The sequence below is a fragment of the Pseudomonas sp. MDT1-16 genome, from assembly GCF_054898115.1.
This window is the reverse complement of the sequence record NZ_CM142717.1, coordinates 4978934-4997304: the sequence shown is the minus strand read 5'-3', so window position 1 is coordinate 4997304 and position 18371 is coordinate 4978934. Positions and strand designations below refer to the sequence as shown.

Here is an 18371-nt window from a genome sequence, read left to right as displayed (position 1 = left end):
GCGTTCGTACGTCGACAGCCCTCAAAAAAGGGGCTGCGTGACGTTAACGAACGTGGCTAATCGTGGCTGTAGGACGAATCCTGAATGTCGCTAAGAGTGTTCTCTATCACTCAGGATTGCAGCGCAGTGCGCTTGCGACTCGCTGCCGCCGTCACCGCATAACCAATCAATGCCGCCAGAATCGAGCCGGTCAAAATCCCCATCCGATCCATCCCGGCGAATTCACTGGCGCCGGGCACGAAGGCCAGGGAGCCGACAAACAGGCTCATGGTGAAACCAATGCCACAGAGGATCGCAACGCCCAATACCTGGCCCCAATTGGCGCCTTGGGGCAGGGCGGCGATGCCGATTTTCACCGCCAGCCAGGTCAGGCCGAAGACGCCGAGGGTTTTGCCCAGCAGCAGGCCAACCGCAATGCCCATGGGCACGTGGTGGGTGAAGCTTTCCATGGTCACGCCACTCAGGGACAGGCCGGCATTGGCGAAGGCGAACAGTGGCAGGATGCCGTAGGCCACCCATGGATGCAGGGCGTGTTCGAGGGTCAGCAGTGGCGAAGGTTCGGCGTTTTTCGTGCGCAATGGAATGCAGAAGGCCAGGGTCACACCGGCCAGTGTCGCGTGGACACCGCTCTTGAGGACGCAGACCCAGAGGATCAAACCGATGATCATGTACGGTCCGAGCTTGACTACGCCGAGCCGGTTCATCGCGATAAGCGCCACAATACACGCCGCGGCCAGCGCCAGTGACAGGGTCGACAGCGCGCCGGAATAGAAGATCGCGATGACGATGATGGCGCCGAGGTCGTCGATGATCGCCAGGGTCATCAGGAATAGCTTCAGTGAAACCGGCACGCGTTTACCGAGCAAGGCGAGTACGCCAAGGGCGAAGGCTATGTCGGTGGCCATCGGGATGGCCCAGCCGCCCAGGGCTGCCGGGTTGTCCCTGTTCAAAAACCAGTAGAACAGCGCCGGTACCACCATGCCGCCAATCGCCGCCGCGCCGGGCAGGACGATTTGTGACGGTTTCGACAGTTGACCATCAAGGACTTCGCGCTTCACTTCCAGGCCGATCAGGAGGAAGAACATGGCCATCAGACCGTCGTTGATCCACAGCAACAAAGGCTTGGCGATATTCAGCGCGCCGATCTGGGCGACCACGGGGGTGTCCAGCAGGCCGTTATAAAGCCACGACAACGGGGAGTTGTTGATGATCAACGCCAGGGCTGCGGCAGCGATCAATAACAGACCGCTGGCAGCTTCCAACTGAAAGAAACGCGTGAACGTGTTACGCAGAGGCAAGGTCGCTCTCCATCGATGAATTCAAAAGGTGGCACACCCTAACCCGTACCGTTAGTTGTTAAAACAAAATTTATATTCTTTTTTGTTATAAGCCGTGACAGCGGGAACAGCGGGAAGGACCTGAGCCTAGCAGTTGCCGAACGTATTGGACCTCAGCTGTACCTGTGCGTGATGTAGGTTTTTTCCTAAGCTTGAAGACTGAGCCTTGCGAAAAGGCCGACTCTTGCCCGATTCGACGAGAAAAACACCATGAGCGACAACCGACAGTGGGCCCGCGAAGCCATCCGAATCATCGAAGCCGACTTCCAGCGCAGTGCCGACACCCACCTGATCCCCTTGCCGCTGCCGGGTTTTCCGGGCATCGAGTTGTATTTCAAGGATGAGTCCAGCCATCCCACCGGCAGCCTGAAGCATCGGTTGGCGCGCTCGCTGTTTTTGTATGCGCTGTGTAACGGCTGGCTCAAACCCGGTGCGCCGGTGATTGAAGCGTCCAGTGGTTCGACGGCCATTTCCGAGGCGTACTTCGCCCGTATGCTGGGTTTGCCGTTCATTGCGGTGATGCCGGCGAGTACCTCCAAAGAGAAGATCGCGCAGATCGCCTTCTACGGTGGCAAAAGCCATCTGGTCGACGATCCGACACAGATTTACGCTGAATCCGAACGTCTGGCTCGTGAACACGATGGGCATTTCATCGACCAGTTCACCTACGCCGAGCGCGCTACCGACTGGCGGGCGAACAACAACATCGCCGAGTCGATCTTCCAGCAAATGCGCTTCGAGCTGCACCCCGAGCCGAGCTGGCTGATTTCCAGCCCCGGCACCGGCGGCACTACCGCGACGCTGGGCCGATACGTGCGTTATCGCCAGCATTGCACCCGCGTACTGTGTGCCGACGCCGAGCGTTCGGTGTTCTTCGATTACTACCAGACCGGCGACGCTAGCCTGTGCCTGGACCATGGCTCGCGGATTGAAGGCATTGGCCGGCCGCGGGTGGAAGCGTCGTTCCTGCCCAAGGTGATCGATGCGATGATCAAAGTGCCGGATGCCCTGTCACTGGCGGCCATGCATTACCTGGCGCAGCGTTTGGGGCGCCATGTTGGCGGGTCGAGCGGGACCAACCTGATCGGCGCCTTGATGGCGGCCCGGCAGATGGCGGCGGCGGGAGAGTCGGGATCGATCGTGGCGATTCTGTGTGATGGCGGCGAACGTTATGCCACCACCTATTACGATCAGGATTGGCTCAAGGCTCAGGGGTATGAGTTGAGTGGTTTGATGGATGCGGTGGCGGCGAGTGTCGAGCGCGGTGAGCCGCTGCCGGCCACCGTGCTCCGTGCAAACATTTAAGTTGCTGACCTTGTAGGAGCGAGGCTTGCCCGCGAAGAACGATAATGCGGTCTTTCAGGAGAGACGGCGTCAACTTCTTCGCGGGCAAGCCTCGCTCCTACAGGTTTTGTGTTGTCTGTGGGATTTGTGTCAGGCCTCGAGGCCGAGGATGTCGCGGGCCACGGCTTCGGCAATCCGAATCCCATCGACACCCGCCGACAGAATCCCGCCCGCATAACCCGCGCCTTCACCCGCCGGGAACAGGCCCTTCACGTTCAAACTTTGCATCGACTCGTTACGGGTAATCCGCAGCGGCGACGATGTACGCGTCTCGATCCCGGTCAACACGGCGTCGTGCAGTGAGTAACCGCGAATCTGCTTCTCGAACGCGGACAACGCTTCACGAATGGCTTCGATGGCGAACGGCGGCAAGGCCAACGCCAAATCACCCAAGGCAACGCCCGGTTTGTAGGAAGGTTCTACGCTGCCCAACGCGGTGGACGGCTTGCCGGCAATGAAGTCGCCGACCAGTTGCGCCGGCGCTTCATAGTTGCTGCCGCCCAGCACAAAGGCGTGGGATTCCAGGCGTTCCTGCAACTCGATACCCGCCAGCGGGCCGCCCGGATAATCGACTTCCGGGGTAATCCCGACGACGATCCCAGAGTTGGCGTTGCGCTCGTTACGCGAGTACTGGCTCATGCCGTTGGTGACCACACGGCCCGGCTCGGACGTCGCCGCCACTACCGTGCCGCCCGGGCACATGCAGAAGCTGTAGACCGAACGTCCGTTGCTGGCGTGGTGCACCAGTTTGTAGTCGGCAGCCCCGAGTTTAGGGTGGCCGGCGTACTTGCCCAGACGCGCGCGGTCGATCAGCGACTGCGGGTGTTCGATGCGGAAACCCACCGAAAACGGCTTGGCTTCCATGAAAACGCCACGGCCATGCAGCATGCGGAAGGTGTCCCGGGCGCTGTGACCGAGGGCCAGAATTACGTGTTTCGAATGAATCTGCTCGCCGCCATTGAGTTCTACGCCGACCATTTGGCCGTCCTCGATCAACACGTCGGTGACCCGCTGCTGGAAGCGCACTTCGCCACCCAACGCGCGAATCTGCTCACGCATGTTCTCCACAACGCCGGTCAGACGGAACGTACCGATGTGCGGTTTGCTGACGTAGAGAATTTCTTCCGGCGCACCGGCCTTGACGAACTCATGCAGGACTTTGCGTCCGATGAACTTCGGATCCTTGATCTGGCTGTACAGCTTGCCGTCGGAGAATGTCCCCGCGCCGCCCTCGCCAAATTGCACGTTGGATTCCGGGTTAAGCACGCTTTTACGCCACAGGCCCCAGGTGTCCTTGGTGCGCTGACGCACTTCGGTGCCGCGCTCGAGGATGATTGGCTTGAAGCCCATTTGCGCCAGCAGCAGCCCGGCGAAAATCCCGCACGGACCAAAACCCACGACGACAGGACGTTGCTCGAGATCAGCCGGCGCCTGGCCGACCACTTTGTAGCTGACATCCGGCGCCACGTTGACGTTACGGTCATCGGCGAACGTGTGCAGCACCGCCGCCTCATCGCGAACGTTCAGGTCGATGGTGTAGATGAAGCACAGTTCGGAGGACTTTTTGCGCGCATCGTAGCTGCGCTTGAACAAGGTGAAATCGAGCAGGTCATCACTGGTGATGCCCAGGCGCTGCACGATGGCAGGGCGCAGGTCTTCATCGGGATGGTCGATCGGCAGCTTGAGTTCGGTGATTCGTAACATGACAGGATCCGTTTCGCGGGGCGCACAACTGCGCCAAGGCGTTTGAAGCCCGCGATTATAAGCCTCAAAGAATGATTCCCGTGAGGCTAAAACGATCAGTCGTTACGCGATCCGCCGAAATACCCGCAGCCGCGCTGAACCTGGCCGTCGACGCGCAGTTCAGCACTCATGTGCTGGACGCTGCCGGTGGTGCTGTCGACGCAACGTTGTGGCGCAACCCACAATTCGATGTGCTGGTTATTGGCTTGAGTGCTGAGATTGAAGCGGCCATCGCCCAGTTGCTCTTCAACGTAAGGTACGGCCAATGGCGGCTGACCGGCGCGGTCGATGACCATGCCTTTGCCGCTGACTTTCACGTTCCATTCCGGCCCATGGCCGGCGGCGCGCAGAATCAGCAGTTTGAAATTCGGATCGTTGCACGCGGTGCCCGAGCGCTCGACGCGGTACAGCTGCTCCAGATCGAGGCGGCTGTCGACACCACTGGCAACAATCCGGCCACGCACGTCGGCAAACAGCTTGCCCTGGGCATCGGCCAGGGTCGCGGCCTCTTGCAGGACACTGGTGCCGCCGGTGTCGTTGACCACGTAACCACGTTGCTCATTGCACGGCTGGAACAACAGCTTGCCATCGGCCGCCGTCAACTGGCCCTGCATGCGGGTCTGGCCCACGTGGGACGCACTTTCACGCGGGCCATCGAGCAACTGGCAAGCAGTGAACAGCGGAAGCAGGGCAACGAGGACTAAGTAACGGGCAACACGCATCTTTGAGTCTCCTGACAAGTGCCGCCACGTTACGCAGCCTGACCGTTCATCACAAGGGCTTAGCCCACGTGAAAGGTCTGACCTGTTTGCAAGCCTTCTACGCTTTTGGCGTAGGCCAATGCCACATCGGCTGCCGGAACTGGCTTGTAGCCGCGGAAGTACGGCGCGTATTTGCCCATGGCTTCAACCAGCACGTTCGGGCTCACCGAATTGATGCGCAGACCACGAGGCAGTTCGATGGCGGCGGCGCGGACGAAGCTGTCCAGGGCACCATTGACCAGCGCTGCCGAGGCGCCGCTGCGAATCGGATCGTGGCTGAGGACGCCAGTGGTGAAGGTGAACGAGGCGCCGTCGTTGGCGTACTCGCGGCCGACCAGCAGCAGATTGACCTGGCCCATCAGTTTGTCTTTCAGGCCCAGCGCGAAACTTTCTTCGGTCATTTCGCCCAAGGGCGCGAAGGTCACGTTGCCGGCGGCGCAGACCAGAGCATCGAACTTGCCGGTCTGTTCGAACAGCTTGCGAATCGAGGCGCTGTCGCTGATATCCACATGGAAATCACCGCTGTTGCGGCCGATGCGGACGATCTCGTGACGCTCGGACAGCTCCTTGTCGACCGCCGAACCGATGGTGCCGCCTGCCCCTATCAAAAGAATTTTCATCATGCTGATCCTTGAGTGGTTTGAATGAGGTCTCAGTCTAGAGTGGTTTTTTCCATTGATAAGCGCGCTAATAGGCAACCTTTGGTTTTCAAATGGAAACAATCCATGAGTGAAATGGATGATCTGGCGGCGTTCGCCGTGTTGATCGAAGCCGGGAGTTTTACCTTGGCGGCCCAGCAATTGGGTTGCAGCAAGGGCCAGCTCTCCAAGCGTATCAGTTTGCTGGAGACGCGCTTTTCCGTGGTCTTGCTGCAACGCACCACCCGCCGCTTGAGTTTGACGGCAGCGGGCGCGGCGCTGTTGCCGCAAGCCCAGGCGCTTGTAGTCCAGGTCGAGAGGGCGCGTCAGGCATTGGCGCGGTTGAAGGATGATATGGCTGGGCCGGTGCGTATGACGGTTCCGGTGTCGCTGGGGGAAACATTCTTCGATGGGCTATTGCTGGAGTTTTCCGGCAAGTACCCTGAGGTGCAGATCGAGCTGGACCTGAGCAACAGCTATCGTGATTTGTCCCGCGACGGCTTTGACCTGGCGGTTCGCTCCGAGGTGGGCAATGACGAGCGCCTGGTCGCCCGACCGCTGCTGGCCTGGCATGAAATGACCTGCGCCAGCCCGGCCTACCTTGAGCAATACGGTGAACCGCTGACGCCGCAGGCACTCGCTGAACATCGCTGCCTGCTCAATAGCCATTACAGCGGTCGCGAAGAGTGGCTTTATCACCAGCAACACGAGTTGTTGCGGGTACGGGTTTCGGGGCCGTTCGCCAGCAATCATTACAGCCTGCTGAAGAAAGCGGCACTGGCCGGCGCCGGCATTGCGCGGTTGCCGTCGTACTTACTGCAAGCGGATTTGGCTGACGGCCGTTTGCGCTGGCTCCTGCGTGACTATCAGACGCGCAGAATGCCGATGTACCTGGTGCATCCGTATCAGGGTGGATTGCCGAAACGTACGCAAGTGCTGGCAGATTATCTGATTGGCTGGTTCAAGCGCAGTGGCGAGGCACTGGATCGGCTGCGCTAGAAAATGATCGTCGTTGAATGTAAAAACAAAAAAACGGCCCGAAGGCCGTTTTTTGTTTACCGCAAAGGCTCAACCACCCAGATACGCTTCACGCACTTTCGGATCAGTCAGCAGCGCTTCACCGGTGCCTGTCATCACCACCCGGCCGTTCTCCAGAACGTACGCACGGTCAGCAATTTTCAGCGCCTGGTTGGCGTTTTGCTCAACCAAAAACACCGTCACGCCATCCTTGCGCAGCTGTTCGATGATGTCGAAGATCTGCTGGATGATGATCGGTGCCAGGCCCAAGGAAGGTTCGTCGAGCAACAGCAGCTTGGGTTTGCTCATCAGCGCACGGCCGATGGCGAGCATTTGCTGTTCGCCGCCGGACATGGTGCCGCCGCGCTGAGCGAAGCGCTCTTTCAGGCGTGGGAAAAGTCCGAGGACTTTGTCCATCTGCTCCTGATAATCGCCCTTGTCGGTGAAGAATCCGCCCATGGCGAGGTTTTCTTCCACGGTCAGACGGGCAAACACCCGACGACCTTCCGGAACCACGGCAATGCTCTTGCGCATGATCTGCGCCGAGGTCTGCCCCACGAGCTCTTCACCCATGTAGCGGATGCTGCCGCTGTGGGCCTGCGGCGAACCGCAGAGGGTCATCAGCAGGGTGGATTTGCCCGCGCCGTTGGCGCCGATCAGGGTGACAATTTCGCCCTGACGGATTTCCACGTTGACGCTGTGCAGCGCCTGGATCTTGCCGTAGAAGGTGGAAACGTTTTCGAATTGCAGCATTTACGCTTCCCCCAGGTAGGCTTTGATCACTTCAGGATTGTCGCGGATCTGTTCCGGCGTGCCGTCGGCCAGAGGCGTGCCCTGGTTGATCACGACGATGTGGTCGGAAATGCTCATGACCAGTTTCATGTCGTGTTCGATCAGCAGCACGGTGACGTTGTGCTCTTCACGCAGCATGCTGATCAGCGCCTTGAGGTCTTCGGTTTCCTTGGGGTTCAGACCGGCGGCCGGTTCGTCGAGCATGAGGATCCGCGGACGGGTCATCATGCAGCGCGCGATTTCCAGACGACGTTGCTGACCGTAGGCCAGGGTCCCGGCGGTGCGGTTGGCGAACTCTTTGAGGTTGACCTTATCCAGCCAGTACTCGGCGAATTCCATGGCCTCGCGCTCGCTCTTGCGAAACCCCGGGGTCTTGAACAGGCCAGCCAGAAAGTTGGTGTTCAGGTGGCGGTGCTGGGCGATCAAGAGGTTCTCGACCGCCGTCATGTCCTTGAACAGCCGCACGTTCTGGAAGGTGCGCACCACGCCTTTGAGGGCAATCTTATGGCCAGGCAGGCCCTCGATCGGTTGACCGTCAAGCAGGATGCTGCCACCGCTCGGCTTGTAGAATCCGGTCAGGCAGTTGAACACGGTGGTCTTGCCCGCGCCGTTGGGGCCGATCAGTGCCACCACCTGTTTTTCTTTTACGGTCAGGGCTACGCCGTTGACCGCCAGCAAGCCGCCGAAGCGCATGCTCAAATTGTCGACTTTGAGGATCTCGCGGCTCATTTGCGCAGCTCCATGTGAGGGCGTTGCATGGGCAGCAGACCTTGAGGACGCCAGATCATCATCAGCACCATCAAGGCGCCGAACATCAACATGCGGTACTCACTGAACTCACGCATCATTTCCGGCAACAGGATCATCACCGTGGCGGCGAGTACGACGCCCAATTGCGAGCCCATGCCACCCAACACCACGATGGCGAGGATGGTCGCTGACTCGATGAAGGTGAAGGACTCCGGTGTCACCAGGCCCTGACGCGCGGCGAAGAAGCTGCCGGCGAAACCGGCGAAGCACGCACCCAGGGTAAAGGCCGAGAGCTTGATTGCTGTCGGGTTAAGGCCCAACGCACGGCAGGCGATTTCGTCTTCACGCAGTGCTTCCCAGGCACGGCCCAAGGGCATGCGCAGCAAGCGGTTGATGACGAACAGGGCGAACAGTGCCAGCAACAGCGCAATCAGGTAAAGGAAGATCACCTTGTTGATCGAGTTGTATTGCAGGCCGAAGTACTCGTGGAAAGTCTGCAGGCCTTCAGCGGCTTTACGTTCGAAGGTCAAGCCGAAGAACGTCGGTTTCTCGATGTTGCTGATGCCGTTGGGGCCGCCGGTGATGTCGGTCAGGTTCCGCAGGAACAGACGGATGATTTCACCGAAGCCCAGGGTCACGATCGCCAGGTAGTCACCGCGCAGACGCAGTACCGGGAAGCCGAGCAGGAAGCCGAAAGTGGCTGCCATCAGGCCAGCGATCGGCAGGCAGATCCAGAAGCTCAAACCGTAGTAGTGCGAGAGCAGCGCATAGCTGTAGGCACCGACGGCATAGAAACCGACGTAACCGAGGTCGAGCAGACCGGCCAAACCGACCACGATGTTCAGGCCCAGGCCAAGCATCACGTAGATCAGCACCAAGGTGGCGATATCCACCGCGCCGCGAGAGCCAAAGAACGGCCAGACCAGCGCACCGACGATCAACGCAATGATGAGCCAGCGCTGGGTGGTCGGCAGGGTCAGGAAAGTACTGGCCTTGGCCGGCATCACCGGCATGTTGGGCGAGGATTTCCAGGCTGCGCTGATCTGCTGATCGAACAGCACCCGCAGGAACATCAGCACCGAGCACACGGCGATAGTGATCAGTGTTGCAGTGCTGGTGCCATGGACTTCGAGGTTGATGCCGACAATGGTCAGTTTCAGACCGAGTACCGGGTAGGCAACGGCCCACACCAGCAAGGCGCTGAACAACGCCTGTTTAAGATTCCTAGTCATACTTTTTCAACCTCCGGACGGCCCAGCAGGCCGGTTGGCCGGAACAACAACACCAGAACCAATAAGCCGAATGCCACGACGTCCTTGTACTGGTCGCCGAAGATATCGGCACCAAAGGCTTCCGCCACCCCCAGCACGATCCCGCCGAGCATGGCTCCGGGGATGCTGCCGATACCGCCCAGTACCGCTGCGGTGAAGGCCTTGAGGCCGACCAGGAAACCGGCGTTCGGGTTAATCACGCCGTATTGCATGCTCAGCAGCACGGCCGCGATGGCCGCCAGTGCGGCACCGACGACGAAGGTCAGGGCGATGATGTTGTTGGTGTTGATACCCAAGAGGTTGGCCATCTTGATGTCTTCGGCACAGGCGCGGCAGGCGCGACCCAGACGAGAGCGGGAGATGAACAGCGTCAGGCCGAGCATGGCGACCAGGGTCACCACGAACACCACGATTTGCATGTAGGAAATCAGCACTTCATGTGCGCCACCTGGCCCGATGGAGAAGTTGCCGGGGATCAGGTTGGGGATGGATTTGTCCTTGGAGTCTTGCGCCAGCAGAACCGTGTTCTGCAGGAAGATCGACATGCCGATGGCGGAAATCAGCGGAATCAGACGGTTGCTGCCGCGCAAGGGGCGGTAGGCGATCCGTTCGATGCTGTAACCGTAGGCACTGGTAACAACGATGGTCGCGATGAAAGCAGCGGTCATCAATAGCGGGACACTGTCGAGTCCCATCATGGCCAGCCCGGCGATGGCGATGAACGCCACGTACGAACCGATCATGTACACCTCGCCGTGGGCGAAGTTGATCATTCCAATGATGCCGTAAACCATCGTATAGCCGATGGCGATCAGGGCATATGTGCTGCCAATGGTCAGACCATTAACCAGCTGTTGGAAAAAGTGATAGATGTCAGGCATTACAGCGCTCCTAAAAACCTGATACGCATTTCACTGGTGGAGTCATTTTCCCGCTCGAGCCCCGTGGATCTGCATCCACTTCGAACGCGAGGTTTGCCAGCGAACCGCTGATGACGGTTTTGAGATTTTCAGGTGGGGAGACTGGCGGATCACGCCAGCGCGGCCCAATACATTCGTAAAACAAAGCCCACGGCACGCCGTGGGCTTTATTGGCAGTCAGTCAGGCAACGCCTTACTGAGGTTTTGCTTCAGTTTTAGGTTTGCCGAAGTGCCACTCGTAAACCACAAATTTGAAGTCTTTCAGGTCGCCCTTGTCATCGAAGCTCAAGTCGCCAGTGGGCGTTTTGAAAGTGCCAGCGTGGATGGCAGCAGCCACTTTGGCAGTGTCTTCGCTCTTGGCAGCCTTGATACCGTCAGCGATGACGGTCACAGCCGAGTAGGACGGGAACACGAACGGACCGCTTGGGTCTTCTTTCTTGGCTTTGAACGCATCAGCCAGGGCGACGTTGGCCGGATCCTGGTCGAAGGATTTCGGCAGGGTCACCAGCAGGCCTTCGGAAGCGTCCTTGGCGATCTGCGAAATGGAGTCGTTACCCACGCCTTCCGGGCCCATGAACTTGGCTTTCAGGCCTTTTTCCTGGGCTTGACGCAGGATCAGACCCAGCTCCGGGTGGTAGCCGCCGTAGTAGACGAAGTCGACGTTGGCTTGCTTGAGCTTGGCGATCATCGAAGAGAAGTCTTTGTCGCCGGCGTTGATGCCTTCGAACACGGCAACCTTGACGTTTTTGCCTTCGAGGGTTTTCTTGACGGCGCTGGCGATGCCTTCACCGTATTGCTGTTTGTCGTGCAAAACAGCAACGATCTTCGGTTTTACGAAGTCGGCGATGTAGTTACCGGCGGCAGGGCCTTGGGCGCTGTCCAGACCGATAGTACGGAAGATCATTTTGTAACCACGGGCAGTGATGTCCGGGCTGGTGGCAGCCGGGGTGATCATGATCACGCCTTCGTCTTCGTAAATGTCCGAAGCCGGTTGGGTGGAGCTGGAGCACAGGTGACCGACCACGAACTTGACGCCGTCGTTGACGACTTTGTTCGCGACCGCTACCGCTTGTTTTGGATCACAGGCGTCATCGTATTCAACGGCTTCGAGTTTCTTGCCGTCTACGCCGCCTTTGGCGTTGATCTGTTCGATGGCCATTTTGGCGCCACTGAACTGCATGTCGCCGTATTGGGCTACAGGGCCGGTTTTAGGGCCGGCGATGCCGATCTTGATGGTGTCAGCTGCGAACGAATGGCTGGCAACCCCGGCCAGAACCATAGCGGCAAACAGTTTGGAAATCTGCTTAGTAGCCTTAGTCATAGTGCTCCACTCTTACTGTTGTAGTTTTTATAGTCCTGGCGCCGTAGCAGCAGAACCGGGTCAGATATCGTCGATATCCTCCGGAAAATGCCCCCGGCAACTGTACCGGTACAGTGTAGAGCGCCAATTGTTAGCCTGGGAAGCTGGCGCCAGGGGGCAAAACCTGAAGGTGTCGCTTTATTGAAAGAAAAAGACAGAATTGCGGCGGGGGTTCAGGCTGAATTAACAGCAATCCTTGGCTTTCCTGCACTTTTCAATCAGTGACTCAATTGCATCCGGGTTTTTCTGCCAGACCACCGACGTTATGATTGCGTCAGTTTATTTTCCGGACAGGACCCATGACTCAAGAACCTAGCACCCTCTATGCCAAGCTGCTTGGTGAAACCGCATCTATTACCTGGAAAGAGCTGGAGCCGTTCTTCGCCAAGGGTGCCCTATTGTGGGTCGACCCCGGTCTGGATTTGATCGCTGCAGCGCAGGCAGTGGCGACTGATGAAGGCGAGAAAGTGGCTGCCTGGCTGGCCGCCGACAAAGTCGCCAAGCTGTCTGAAACACGGGCGCTGGATCTTTTTGAACGCGATCCGGAGCTGTGGGGAGTGGTCGTTTCGCCGTGGATTCTGATCCAGGAAAGGACGACGAGCTGAAGCCGTGCACTTGATTGGTGCGCGGCTTTATCGGACAAAAGTGTGTAGCCGAGTAGCGTGATGGCATGTTGCCGTAGAGAAAGGCCACAGCAGGGTCTTGGCGAGGGTGACGTAAACGTAACGGGAACAGTTTTGTTAGCAGCCTGATGGCTGCTTAATTGTTTCTGAATGTGATCGTTCCCACGCGGAGCATGGGAACGATCGTGACCAAGTCTTAGAAGGTCTTGCCGGTGTGGTTATTGAGGGAAATAACCTTGGTCTTGCCAATCCGGTGACGGTAGATCTCACGCAGGTACTTGATCGCCTTCTTCACGCAATCCCGGGACAAACGAATGTCGTTGATCGAGACGAACTTGTCCTTGTCATTGATCAGCTCACGGTACTTCTTCTCGTACATCGGTTTGATCGCGTACCAATTGGTGTCGAGGATCTTCGCCGGGTTCTCAAATTCATTAAGCAGCTCGTCGATCCGGTCTTCGTCGAAATCTTCGTTAATGATGAAGTCCAGGATCGAGTTATCCAGGGTCTCGTCAAAGCGGTACGGGTTTTTCGCAAAGCAACGCTTGATGAAGGCCACGATCAGCGTCAGGAAGTCGTCCGACAGGCACGGGCTCTTGGCGATCAGGGTGGTCAGTGACAGGTTGGCCGAGGCGCCGATCACCAGCGCATAACGCTTGAGCGTGGTGTTCGGGAACAGGCTGTTGAGGTGGGTCTTCAACCGGTTCAGGTCCATGTAGGACAACTTGTAGTCTTTGGGCAACGAAACAATCGAGACCACCGACGAGCAATTCTTGAAGAAGTGCAGGTCGTGCAATGCGGCCGCGTCATAGCCCGAATTCTTGTACTGCTCCAGCGAGGCGCGATAGCGCTTGGACTCGATCGGCAACAGGCTGATGCCTTCGATCGCCTGGGTCACTTTGTTGAAGTGCGGCAAGTCAATGGAGCGGAAGAACAAGTCATCGATGTTCAGGCGTTGCGGCTCTTTCTCGAACACCTTGAATTTGTCGCTGCTCGGCGGCGGGGTTTCCGGCACAACAGACTCGGCGTAGGCAATCGCTACGGGGCCGGCCAGACTCATGAACAGGTCGTTGGCGTCGAGGCGAATGGTTTCGCCAATGTCGATGCCGGCCCGACGGAAATAGTTCTGGTCATAGTCGGTGGTGACCGCTTGAGCCGTCAGAATGTTGAAGATCTGCTGTGAGATGTATTGGTTGGCGTGCTTTTCCATCGCGTTGACGTCGATGTTCTGAATGTTGCCGTCATCGCTTTCTTCGGCATAACGCATGATGTCGTTGGAGATCAGCATCATCGCGTTCCATGGACGGATCCGGCCCATGACACTGGCTTCGCTGCTGTCTTCATTGTCGAAGTTGTAGGAGAAGTCCCACTCTTCCGACAGGTACTTGCACAGCAGGCGACCGGCGTTGATGTGCAGCGCCTCGGACATTTCGCTGCGGTGATCGGAAATGTTCGGCAGCACGCAGATACCGCTGGTGAAGATCGGCTCGAAGACGAAAGCATGGCCGCTTTTGCTGTCGTGTTCGTCCATCGGTTTGGTATCGAACGTCTTGTTCATGTACGAGTGCTGCTGGGCCAGGCCGAATTCCGAGGCCATGCCCGAACCGGTACCGCCGCCGGCACTGAAAATCGAGAAGTACAGGCGCGACTGGTTGGCCTTGATCCCGCAGCTGTCGATCAGGTACGAGTGAATCATCTTCCAGTCAGGGCTGGAGAAACGCTGGGTGTCCTTGTTCAGGATGATCTTGGCCAAGTACTGACCGAGGATCGGCGCGTTACCGGCGCCACCGGCGTGGACTTCCGACAAGTCCATGATTTTCATTTTGCTGTAGTCACGCAAAAAGCCGCTTTTTTCGCCCTTGCGCGAGAAGCGGATACGACCGGCGATGTCTTTGTCCAGGTCGCCAAGCATCACCAGCGGTTCAACCAGGAACACCGGTTTTGGGGCCTTGTTCGGACCCAGACGCAGATTGTTGCGAATCCACTGTGCCGGGCTGTAGCCCTTTTCGGCGTAGCGTTTGTCCGGCGAAAGACGGTCTTCGTTATTGAATTCGTTGAGGTAGAACTTGCGGGCGTTGTATACCAACTCCGCCACGTCCAACGCGATGTTCGAACCGCAGCGGCCCAGGCCGATCAGGCAGACCGACGGGAATTCCTGATCGCTGTGCTGTTCACTGTCGCCTTCCAGATGCGGTGGGCGCGGGAACACCATGTCGCGTAGGCCGTCGAGATTATCGAGGATGCGGTCGGTATTGGTTTCGGTGAAGTACAGGTATTGCTGAGTCGCCAACGGGCGCGATGGCGTCAATGACTTCGACGGTGCGGGGCTGTTCGCCGCCGGGCTCAGCGTCAGATCGGATATCGCAGCGGCCGGATTGTTTTTAGAATTCATTGTGCGCCATATACCTGGGCTGGTTGGTTGGGCGACAAGCGGTCGTCGAACCATCACGGATGGGATCTCGCGTCTTTTTTCAGCGCGTATTTGGCCCAAGCGTCAGGGCCTTGGCCTGCGCATCGCTCGGGGGAATCCTTTCCTAAGTCATGATGAATCGGCCAATATTCGACGATCTTTAATCAAAAGGAGGCCAAATGATGGCAACGTTACCTTCGCTCGGGTTTGCCGGGATCGGCCTGATGGGTTTGCCGATGTGTCTGCGCCTGCTGGCCGCGGGCTATCCGCTGACCGTGTGGAACCGCAATCCGGCAAAGTGCGCGCCGCTGGTCGAGGCCGGCGCCCGGCAAGTCGCCACGCCTGCGCAACTGTGTCAGCACGCCGACGTGGTGATGTTGTGCCTGGCGGATACTTCGGTGGTTCGAGAGGTGATTTTTGGCTCGGCTGGCATTGCTGAGGGGGCGAAAAGGGGTCAAGTGCTGGTGGACTTTTCCAGTCTGGAACCCACGGCGACCCGGGAAATGGCCGAGGCGCTGATCAACACCACCGGCATGAGTTGGATGGATACGCCCGTGTCTGGCGGTGTGTCCGGTGCCGAGGCTGGCAGCCTGGCGATCATGGTGGGCGGCAGAACGGCAGATCTTGAGCGCGTGCGCCCGGTGTTGTTGACCGTCGGCCAGCGCGTGACTCACATGGGGGCAGTCGGGGCAGGGCAGGTGACCAAGGTGTGCAATCAGATGATTGTCGCCTGCAATGCGTTGGTGATCGCCGAAGTGGTGGCGTTGGCCGAGCGTTCAGGCGTCGAGGCTAGTCTGATCGCCGATGCGCTGGCCGGCGGTTTCGCCGACTCAAAACCGTTACAGATCCTCGTCCCGCAAATGGCCGAGAGCCGGTTCGAACCGGTGAAATGGCACGTGCGCACGCTGCTCAAGGATCTGGACACGGCGGTGAAATTTTCCCGCGAACAGGGTTCAGCCACGCCGATCAGTGGATTGGCCGCACAATTGATGCGCCTGCATGGGGGCCAGGGCTTTTTGGAAAAAGATCCGTCGACGTTAGTGCAGTTGTACCGCGAGCCAGGCTCAAAGGACTGACCGTGTGCGGGTGCTTGCGCTGGTTGATTTCGTTCAGTACCGGGCGTAATTCTTCCAGTGGCACCGGGCGGCTGAGCAGGTAACCCTGGACGAAATCGCTGCCCTGACGTTCGAGAAAGTCATATTGCTCGAAGGTCTCGACGCCCTCGGTGACCACCTGCAAATGCAGGGTGTGCGCCATGACGATGATCGCCTGGACGATCTCCATGTCCTGCGTTGCCTTGGGAATGTCCTGAATGAATGAGCGATCGATCTTCAGTGTGTTCAGCGGCAGGCGCTTGAGGTAGGCCAAGGATGAGTAGCCGGTGCCAAAGTCGTCGATCGACAATGAAACCCCGAGGGCACGGATCTGCCGCAGCAGCATCAGGGTGTTGGCGATGTTGCCCATCAGCGCGTTCTCCGTGACCTCCAGTTCCAGGCGCTCGGGCGCAACCCCGGCCACGCGCAGGGCGTATTCGATTTCGTCAGCCAGTTCCTCGCGCGCCAGGTTCAGCGGTGAGCAGTTCACCGCAATCTTCAGCGCTTCACAGCCGTGGCGGGACAACTCGCCCAGGTCTTCACAGGCCTTGCGCAGCACCCAGTTGTCCAGTTCAGCGATCAACCCGTTGGCCTCAGCGATGCCGATAAAGCGCTCCGGCGTGAGTAAGCCGTGAATCGGGTGTTGCCAGCGAATCAGCGCTTCCAGTTTGGTGACCTGGCCGCTTTTCAGGTCGTAGATCGGTTGGTAATGGATCATCAGCCCCGTGTCTTCGCGCAGGGCATGGCGCAGTTCTTCTTCCAGCTGCAGCTCCATCGTAGCCCGGGTCCTGAGGTTCGAACTGAAGAAATGCAGGCTGTTGCGGCCGCTGCCTTTGGACTGATACAGCGCCAGGTCGGCGTTTTTCAGCAGTTCTTCGCACGTCTTGCCGTCTTCGGGGAACAGGCTGATGCCGATGCTGGTGGTCATGACCATGCGCCGGCCGGACAGCTCGATGGGGTCTTTCATTTTCAGCATGATGCGCTGGGCCATGTGCCGGGCTTCTTCACGGTCGTGCAGGCCGATGAGAATGCAGAACTCGTCGCCACCGAAGCGCGCCACCACGTCGTCGTGGCTGCGTACCGAGCTTTTGATATGGTTGGCCAGGACCTTGAGCAATTCGTCGCCGGCGTCATGGCCGAGGCTGTCGTTGATGCGCTTGAAATGGTCGATGTCGAGGAACAGCACCGCCAGCATGCCTCCCTCGTTGGTTTTCTCGATCAGTTTCTCGGCAAAGATCTGATTGAAGCCGCGGCGGTTGATCAGGTTGGTCAGGGCGTCATAGTGCGCCACCTGCTGCAGCGACATGCGCGCCTGATCCAGTTGACTAAGCAGTGCATTGACCCGTCGCAGGTCGTGTTCCTTGTTTTGCAGTTTCTTGTCGGCCAGTGCCGCGCTGATGCAGCTACCGATGATCAACAGGGCCATGATCGCCACCGTCAGCCCCAGTTGCAGGTGGTTGTTTTCAGCGGGCAGCATCGGCAGGCTGCCGGTGGGCAGTACCAGGGTCAGCGCCGCCATGCCAGTAAAATGCATGCTGACGATACCGGCCCCGAGCACCAGGCTGGCGGTGAATTTGATCAGTGGGTGATACAAACCGGTGCCATCGCGCAGGTGGCTGGAAATCAACAGGGCGGCAAGGCTGGCGCCAATCGCGATCACGATGGAGAGGACGAACCAGGCGGGGTTGTAATAGGCCGTTGCAACCGAACGCATCGCCGCCATGCCCACATAGTGCATGGTCGCGATGCCCAGACCGATCCAGACCGCGGCCCGCAGGTACTGCCAGAAATTGAGGTCAGGATGACTGAGCGTGTGCATCGCCAACCACGAAGCGGTCAGGGCGAATAACAGCGAGAGCAGAGTGATGGGCAGTTGGTAATGAATTTCGACCGGCGCCTGGAATGCCAGCATGCTGATGAAATGCATGGCCCAGATCCCGCCCGCCAGGCAACCGGCGCCGACCCAGCGCCAGAGCCGTTTCGAAGCGATTTTTTCGGCGTGACCCACCCGTTCGGCCATGTCCAGTGTGGCAAAGCTGCCGACACAGGCGACCAAATAAGCCAGGAACACCAGAAAAGGGTCATGTGCGCCATTGAGTATTACCTGCCCGCTTCTCGGAGGCTCGGTAATGAAAAGCAAACCAAGCCATTCCATAGCATGCCCCGTCTTTGTCATCCTGGCTGCGCCATGAACGCTGGCGAATGCTTTGGAGTATAGAGGGCGTGTAAAGAGTGCAAGCGATAGTGGCACATTGGCCGCAACCATTTTCGAATGAGCGTTAGAGTGTTTGGAAATAAACTGTTGCACAGG

General features: G+C 58.6%; 15 protein-coding genes. 4 read left to right on the top strand and 11 right to left on the bottom strand.

Annotation, left to right across the window (positions count from 1 at the left end; translation table 11 throughout):
• Window positions 1-110 precede the first annotated feature (110 nt).
• Window positions 111-1298 (bottom strand): Na+/H+ antiporter NhaA, encoded by a 1188-nt coding sequence (gene nhaA / locus ACYZT3_RS22965; protein WP_282376863.1) that lies wholly within the window; start codon window positions 1296-1298, stop codon window positions 111-113.
• 249 nt (window positions 1299-1547) lie between these two features.
• Between nhaA and ACYZT3_RS22960 the strand changes: the two genes are divergently transcribed.
• Entirely contained in the window at window positions 1548-2642 is a 1095-nt protein-coding gene (locus ACYZT3_RS22960) for a PLP-dependent cysteine synthase family protein (protein ID WP_462030829.1), read from the top strand.
• Between the two features lie 129 nt (window positions 2643-2771).
• Here the strand turns inward: ACYZT3_RS22960 and ACYZT3_RS22955 are convergent, their stop codons facing one another.
• From ACYZT3_RS22955 to ACYZT3_RS22945, 3 genes are all read right to left on the bottom strand, one after another.
• The gene (locus ACYZT3_RS22955; protein WP_282381753.1) at window positions 2772-4385 is read right to left on the bottom strand and encodes an NAD(P)/FAD-dependent oxidoreductase; all 1614 of its coding nucleotides are present in this window, start codon (window positions 4383-4385) and stop codon (window positions 2772-2774) included.
• Between the two features lie 95 nt (window positions 4386-4480).
• Window positions 4481-5146: a COG3650 family protein gene (locus tag ACYZT3_RS22950; protein WP_462030828.1), complete on the bottom strand. Its 666-nt coding sequence runs from the start codon at window positions 5144-5146 to the stop codon at window positions 4481-4483.
• A 59-nt stretch (window positions 5147-5205) separates the two neighbouring features.
• Entirely contained in the window at window positions 5206-5805 is a 600-nt protein-coding gene (locus ACYZT3_RS22945; RefSeq protein WP_462032415.1) for a short chain dehydrogenase, read from the bottom strand.
• Window positions 5806-5910: 105 nt separating this feature from the next.
• On the opposite strand from ACYZT3_RS22945, the gene ACYZT3_RS22940 reads away from it, so the two are divergent.
• Window positions 5911-6822: a LysR family transcriptional regulator gene (locus tag ACYZT3_RS22940; RefSeq protein WP_282381746.1), complete on the top strand. Its 912-nt coding sequence runs from the start codon at window positions 5911-5913 to the stop codon at window positions 6820-6822.
• A 69-nt stretch (window positions 6823-6891) separates the two neighbouring features.
• Here the strand turns inward: ACYZT3_RS22940 and ACYZT3_RS22935 are convergent, their stop codons facing one another.
• The 5 genes from ACYZT3_RS22935 to ACYZT3_RS22915 form a co-directional block, all read right to left on the bottom strand.
• Window positions 6892-7593: an ABC transporter ATP-binding protein gene (locus ACYZT3_RS22935; RefSeq protein ID WP_201114164.1), complete on the bottom strand. Its 702-nt coding sequence runs from the start codon at window positions 7591-7593 to the stop codon at window positions 6892-6894.
• Window positions 7594-8361, bottom strand: coding sequence for a high-affinity branched-chain amino acid ABC transporter ATP-binding protein LivG (gene livG / locus ACYZT3_RS22930; protein ID WP_282381738.1), 768 nt, complete (start codon window positions 8359-8361; stop codon window positions 7594-7596).
• Window positions 8358-9614, bottom strand: coding sequence for a high-affinity branched-chain amino acid ABC transporter permease LivM (locus ACYZT3_RS22925; RefSeq protein ID WP_282381736.1), 1257 nt, complete (start codon window positions 9612-9614; stop codon window positions 8358-8360). Before ACYZT3_RS22925 ends, livG begins: the two co-directional genes overlap by 4 nt.
• A complete protein-coding gene (livH, locus tag ACYZT3_RS22920; protein ID WP_282381734.1) occupies window positions 9611-10534 on the bottom strand; it encodes a high-affinity branched-chain amino acid ABC transporter permease LivH in 924 nt (307 codons plus the stop codon). Before livH ends, ACYZT3_RS22925 begins: the two co-directional genes overlap by 4 nt.
• A gap of 232 nt (window positions 10535-10766) precedes the next feature.
• On the bottom strand, window positions 10767-11894 hold the full coding sequence (locus ACYZT3_RS22915; RefSeq protein WP_282381732.1) for a branched-chain amino acid ABC transporter substrate-binding protein: 1128 nt from the start codon (window positions 11892-11894) through the stop codon (window positions 10767-10769).
• Window positions 11895-12232: 338 nt separating this feature from the next.
• Here ACYZT3_RS22915 and ACYZT3_RS22910 point away from each other — a divergent pair, with 338 nt between their 5' ends.
• Complete coding sequence (locus ACYZT3_RS22910; RefSeq protein ID WP_462030827.1) at window positions 12233-12538, top strand: DUF2288 domain-containing protein; 306 nt, start codon at window positions 12233-12235, stop codon at window positions 12536-12538.
• A 214-nt stretch (window positions 12539-12752) separates the two neighbouring features.
• Here the strand turns inward: ACYZT3_RS22910 and ACYZT3_RS22905 are convergent, their stop codons facing one another.
• Window positions 12753-14948 carry a hypothetical protein gene (locus ACYZT3_RS22905; RefSeq protein WP_282381727.1) on the bottom strand — a complete coding sequence of 732 codons (2196 nt, stop codon included), beginning with the start codon at window positions 14946-14948 and terminating at the stop codon, window positions 12753-12755.
• A 197-nt stretch (window positions 14949-15145) separates the two neighbouring features.
• Here ACYZT3_RS22905 and ACYZT3_RS22900 point away from each other — a divergent pair, with 197 nt between their 5' ends.
• A complete protein-coding gene (locus tag ACYZT3_RS22900; protein ID WP_462030826.1) occupies window positions 15146-16042 on the top strand; it encodes an NAD(P)-dependent oxidoreductase in 897 nt (298 codons plus the stop codon).
• Here the strand turns inward: ACYZT3_RS22900 and ACYZT3_RS22895 are convergent.
• Window positions 15933-18215: a putative bifunctional diguanylate cyclase/phosphodiesterase gene (locus tag ACYZT3_RS22895; RefSeq protein WP_282381722.1), complete on the bottom strand. Its 2283-nt coding sequence runs from the start codon at window positions 18213-18215 to the stop codon at window positions 15933-15935. The two genes, ACYZT3_RS22900 and ACYZT3_RS22895, sit on opposite strands and share 110 nt — an antisense overlap.
• Between the last annotated feature and the right edge of the window lie 156 nt (window positions 18216-18371).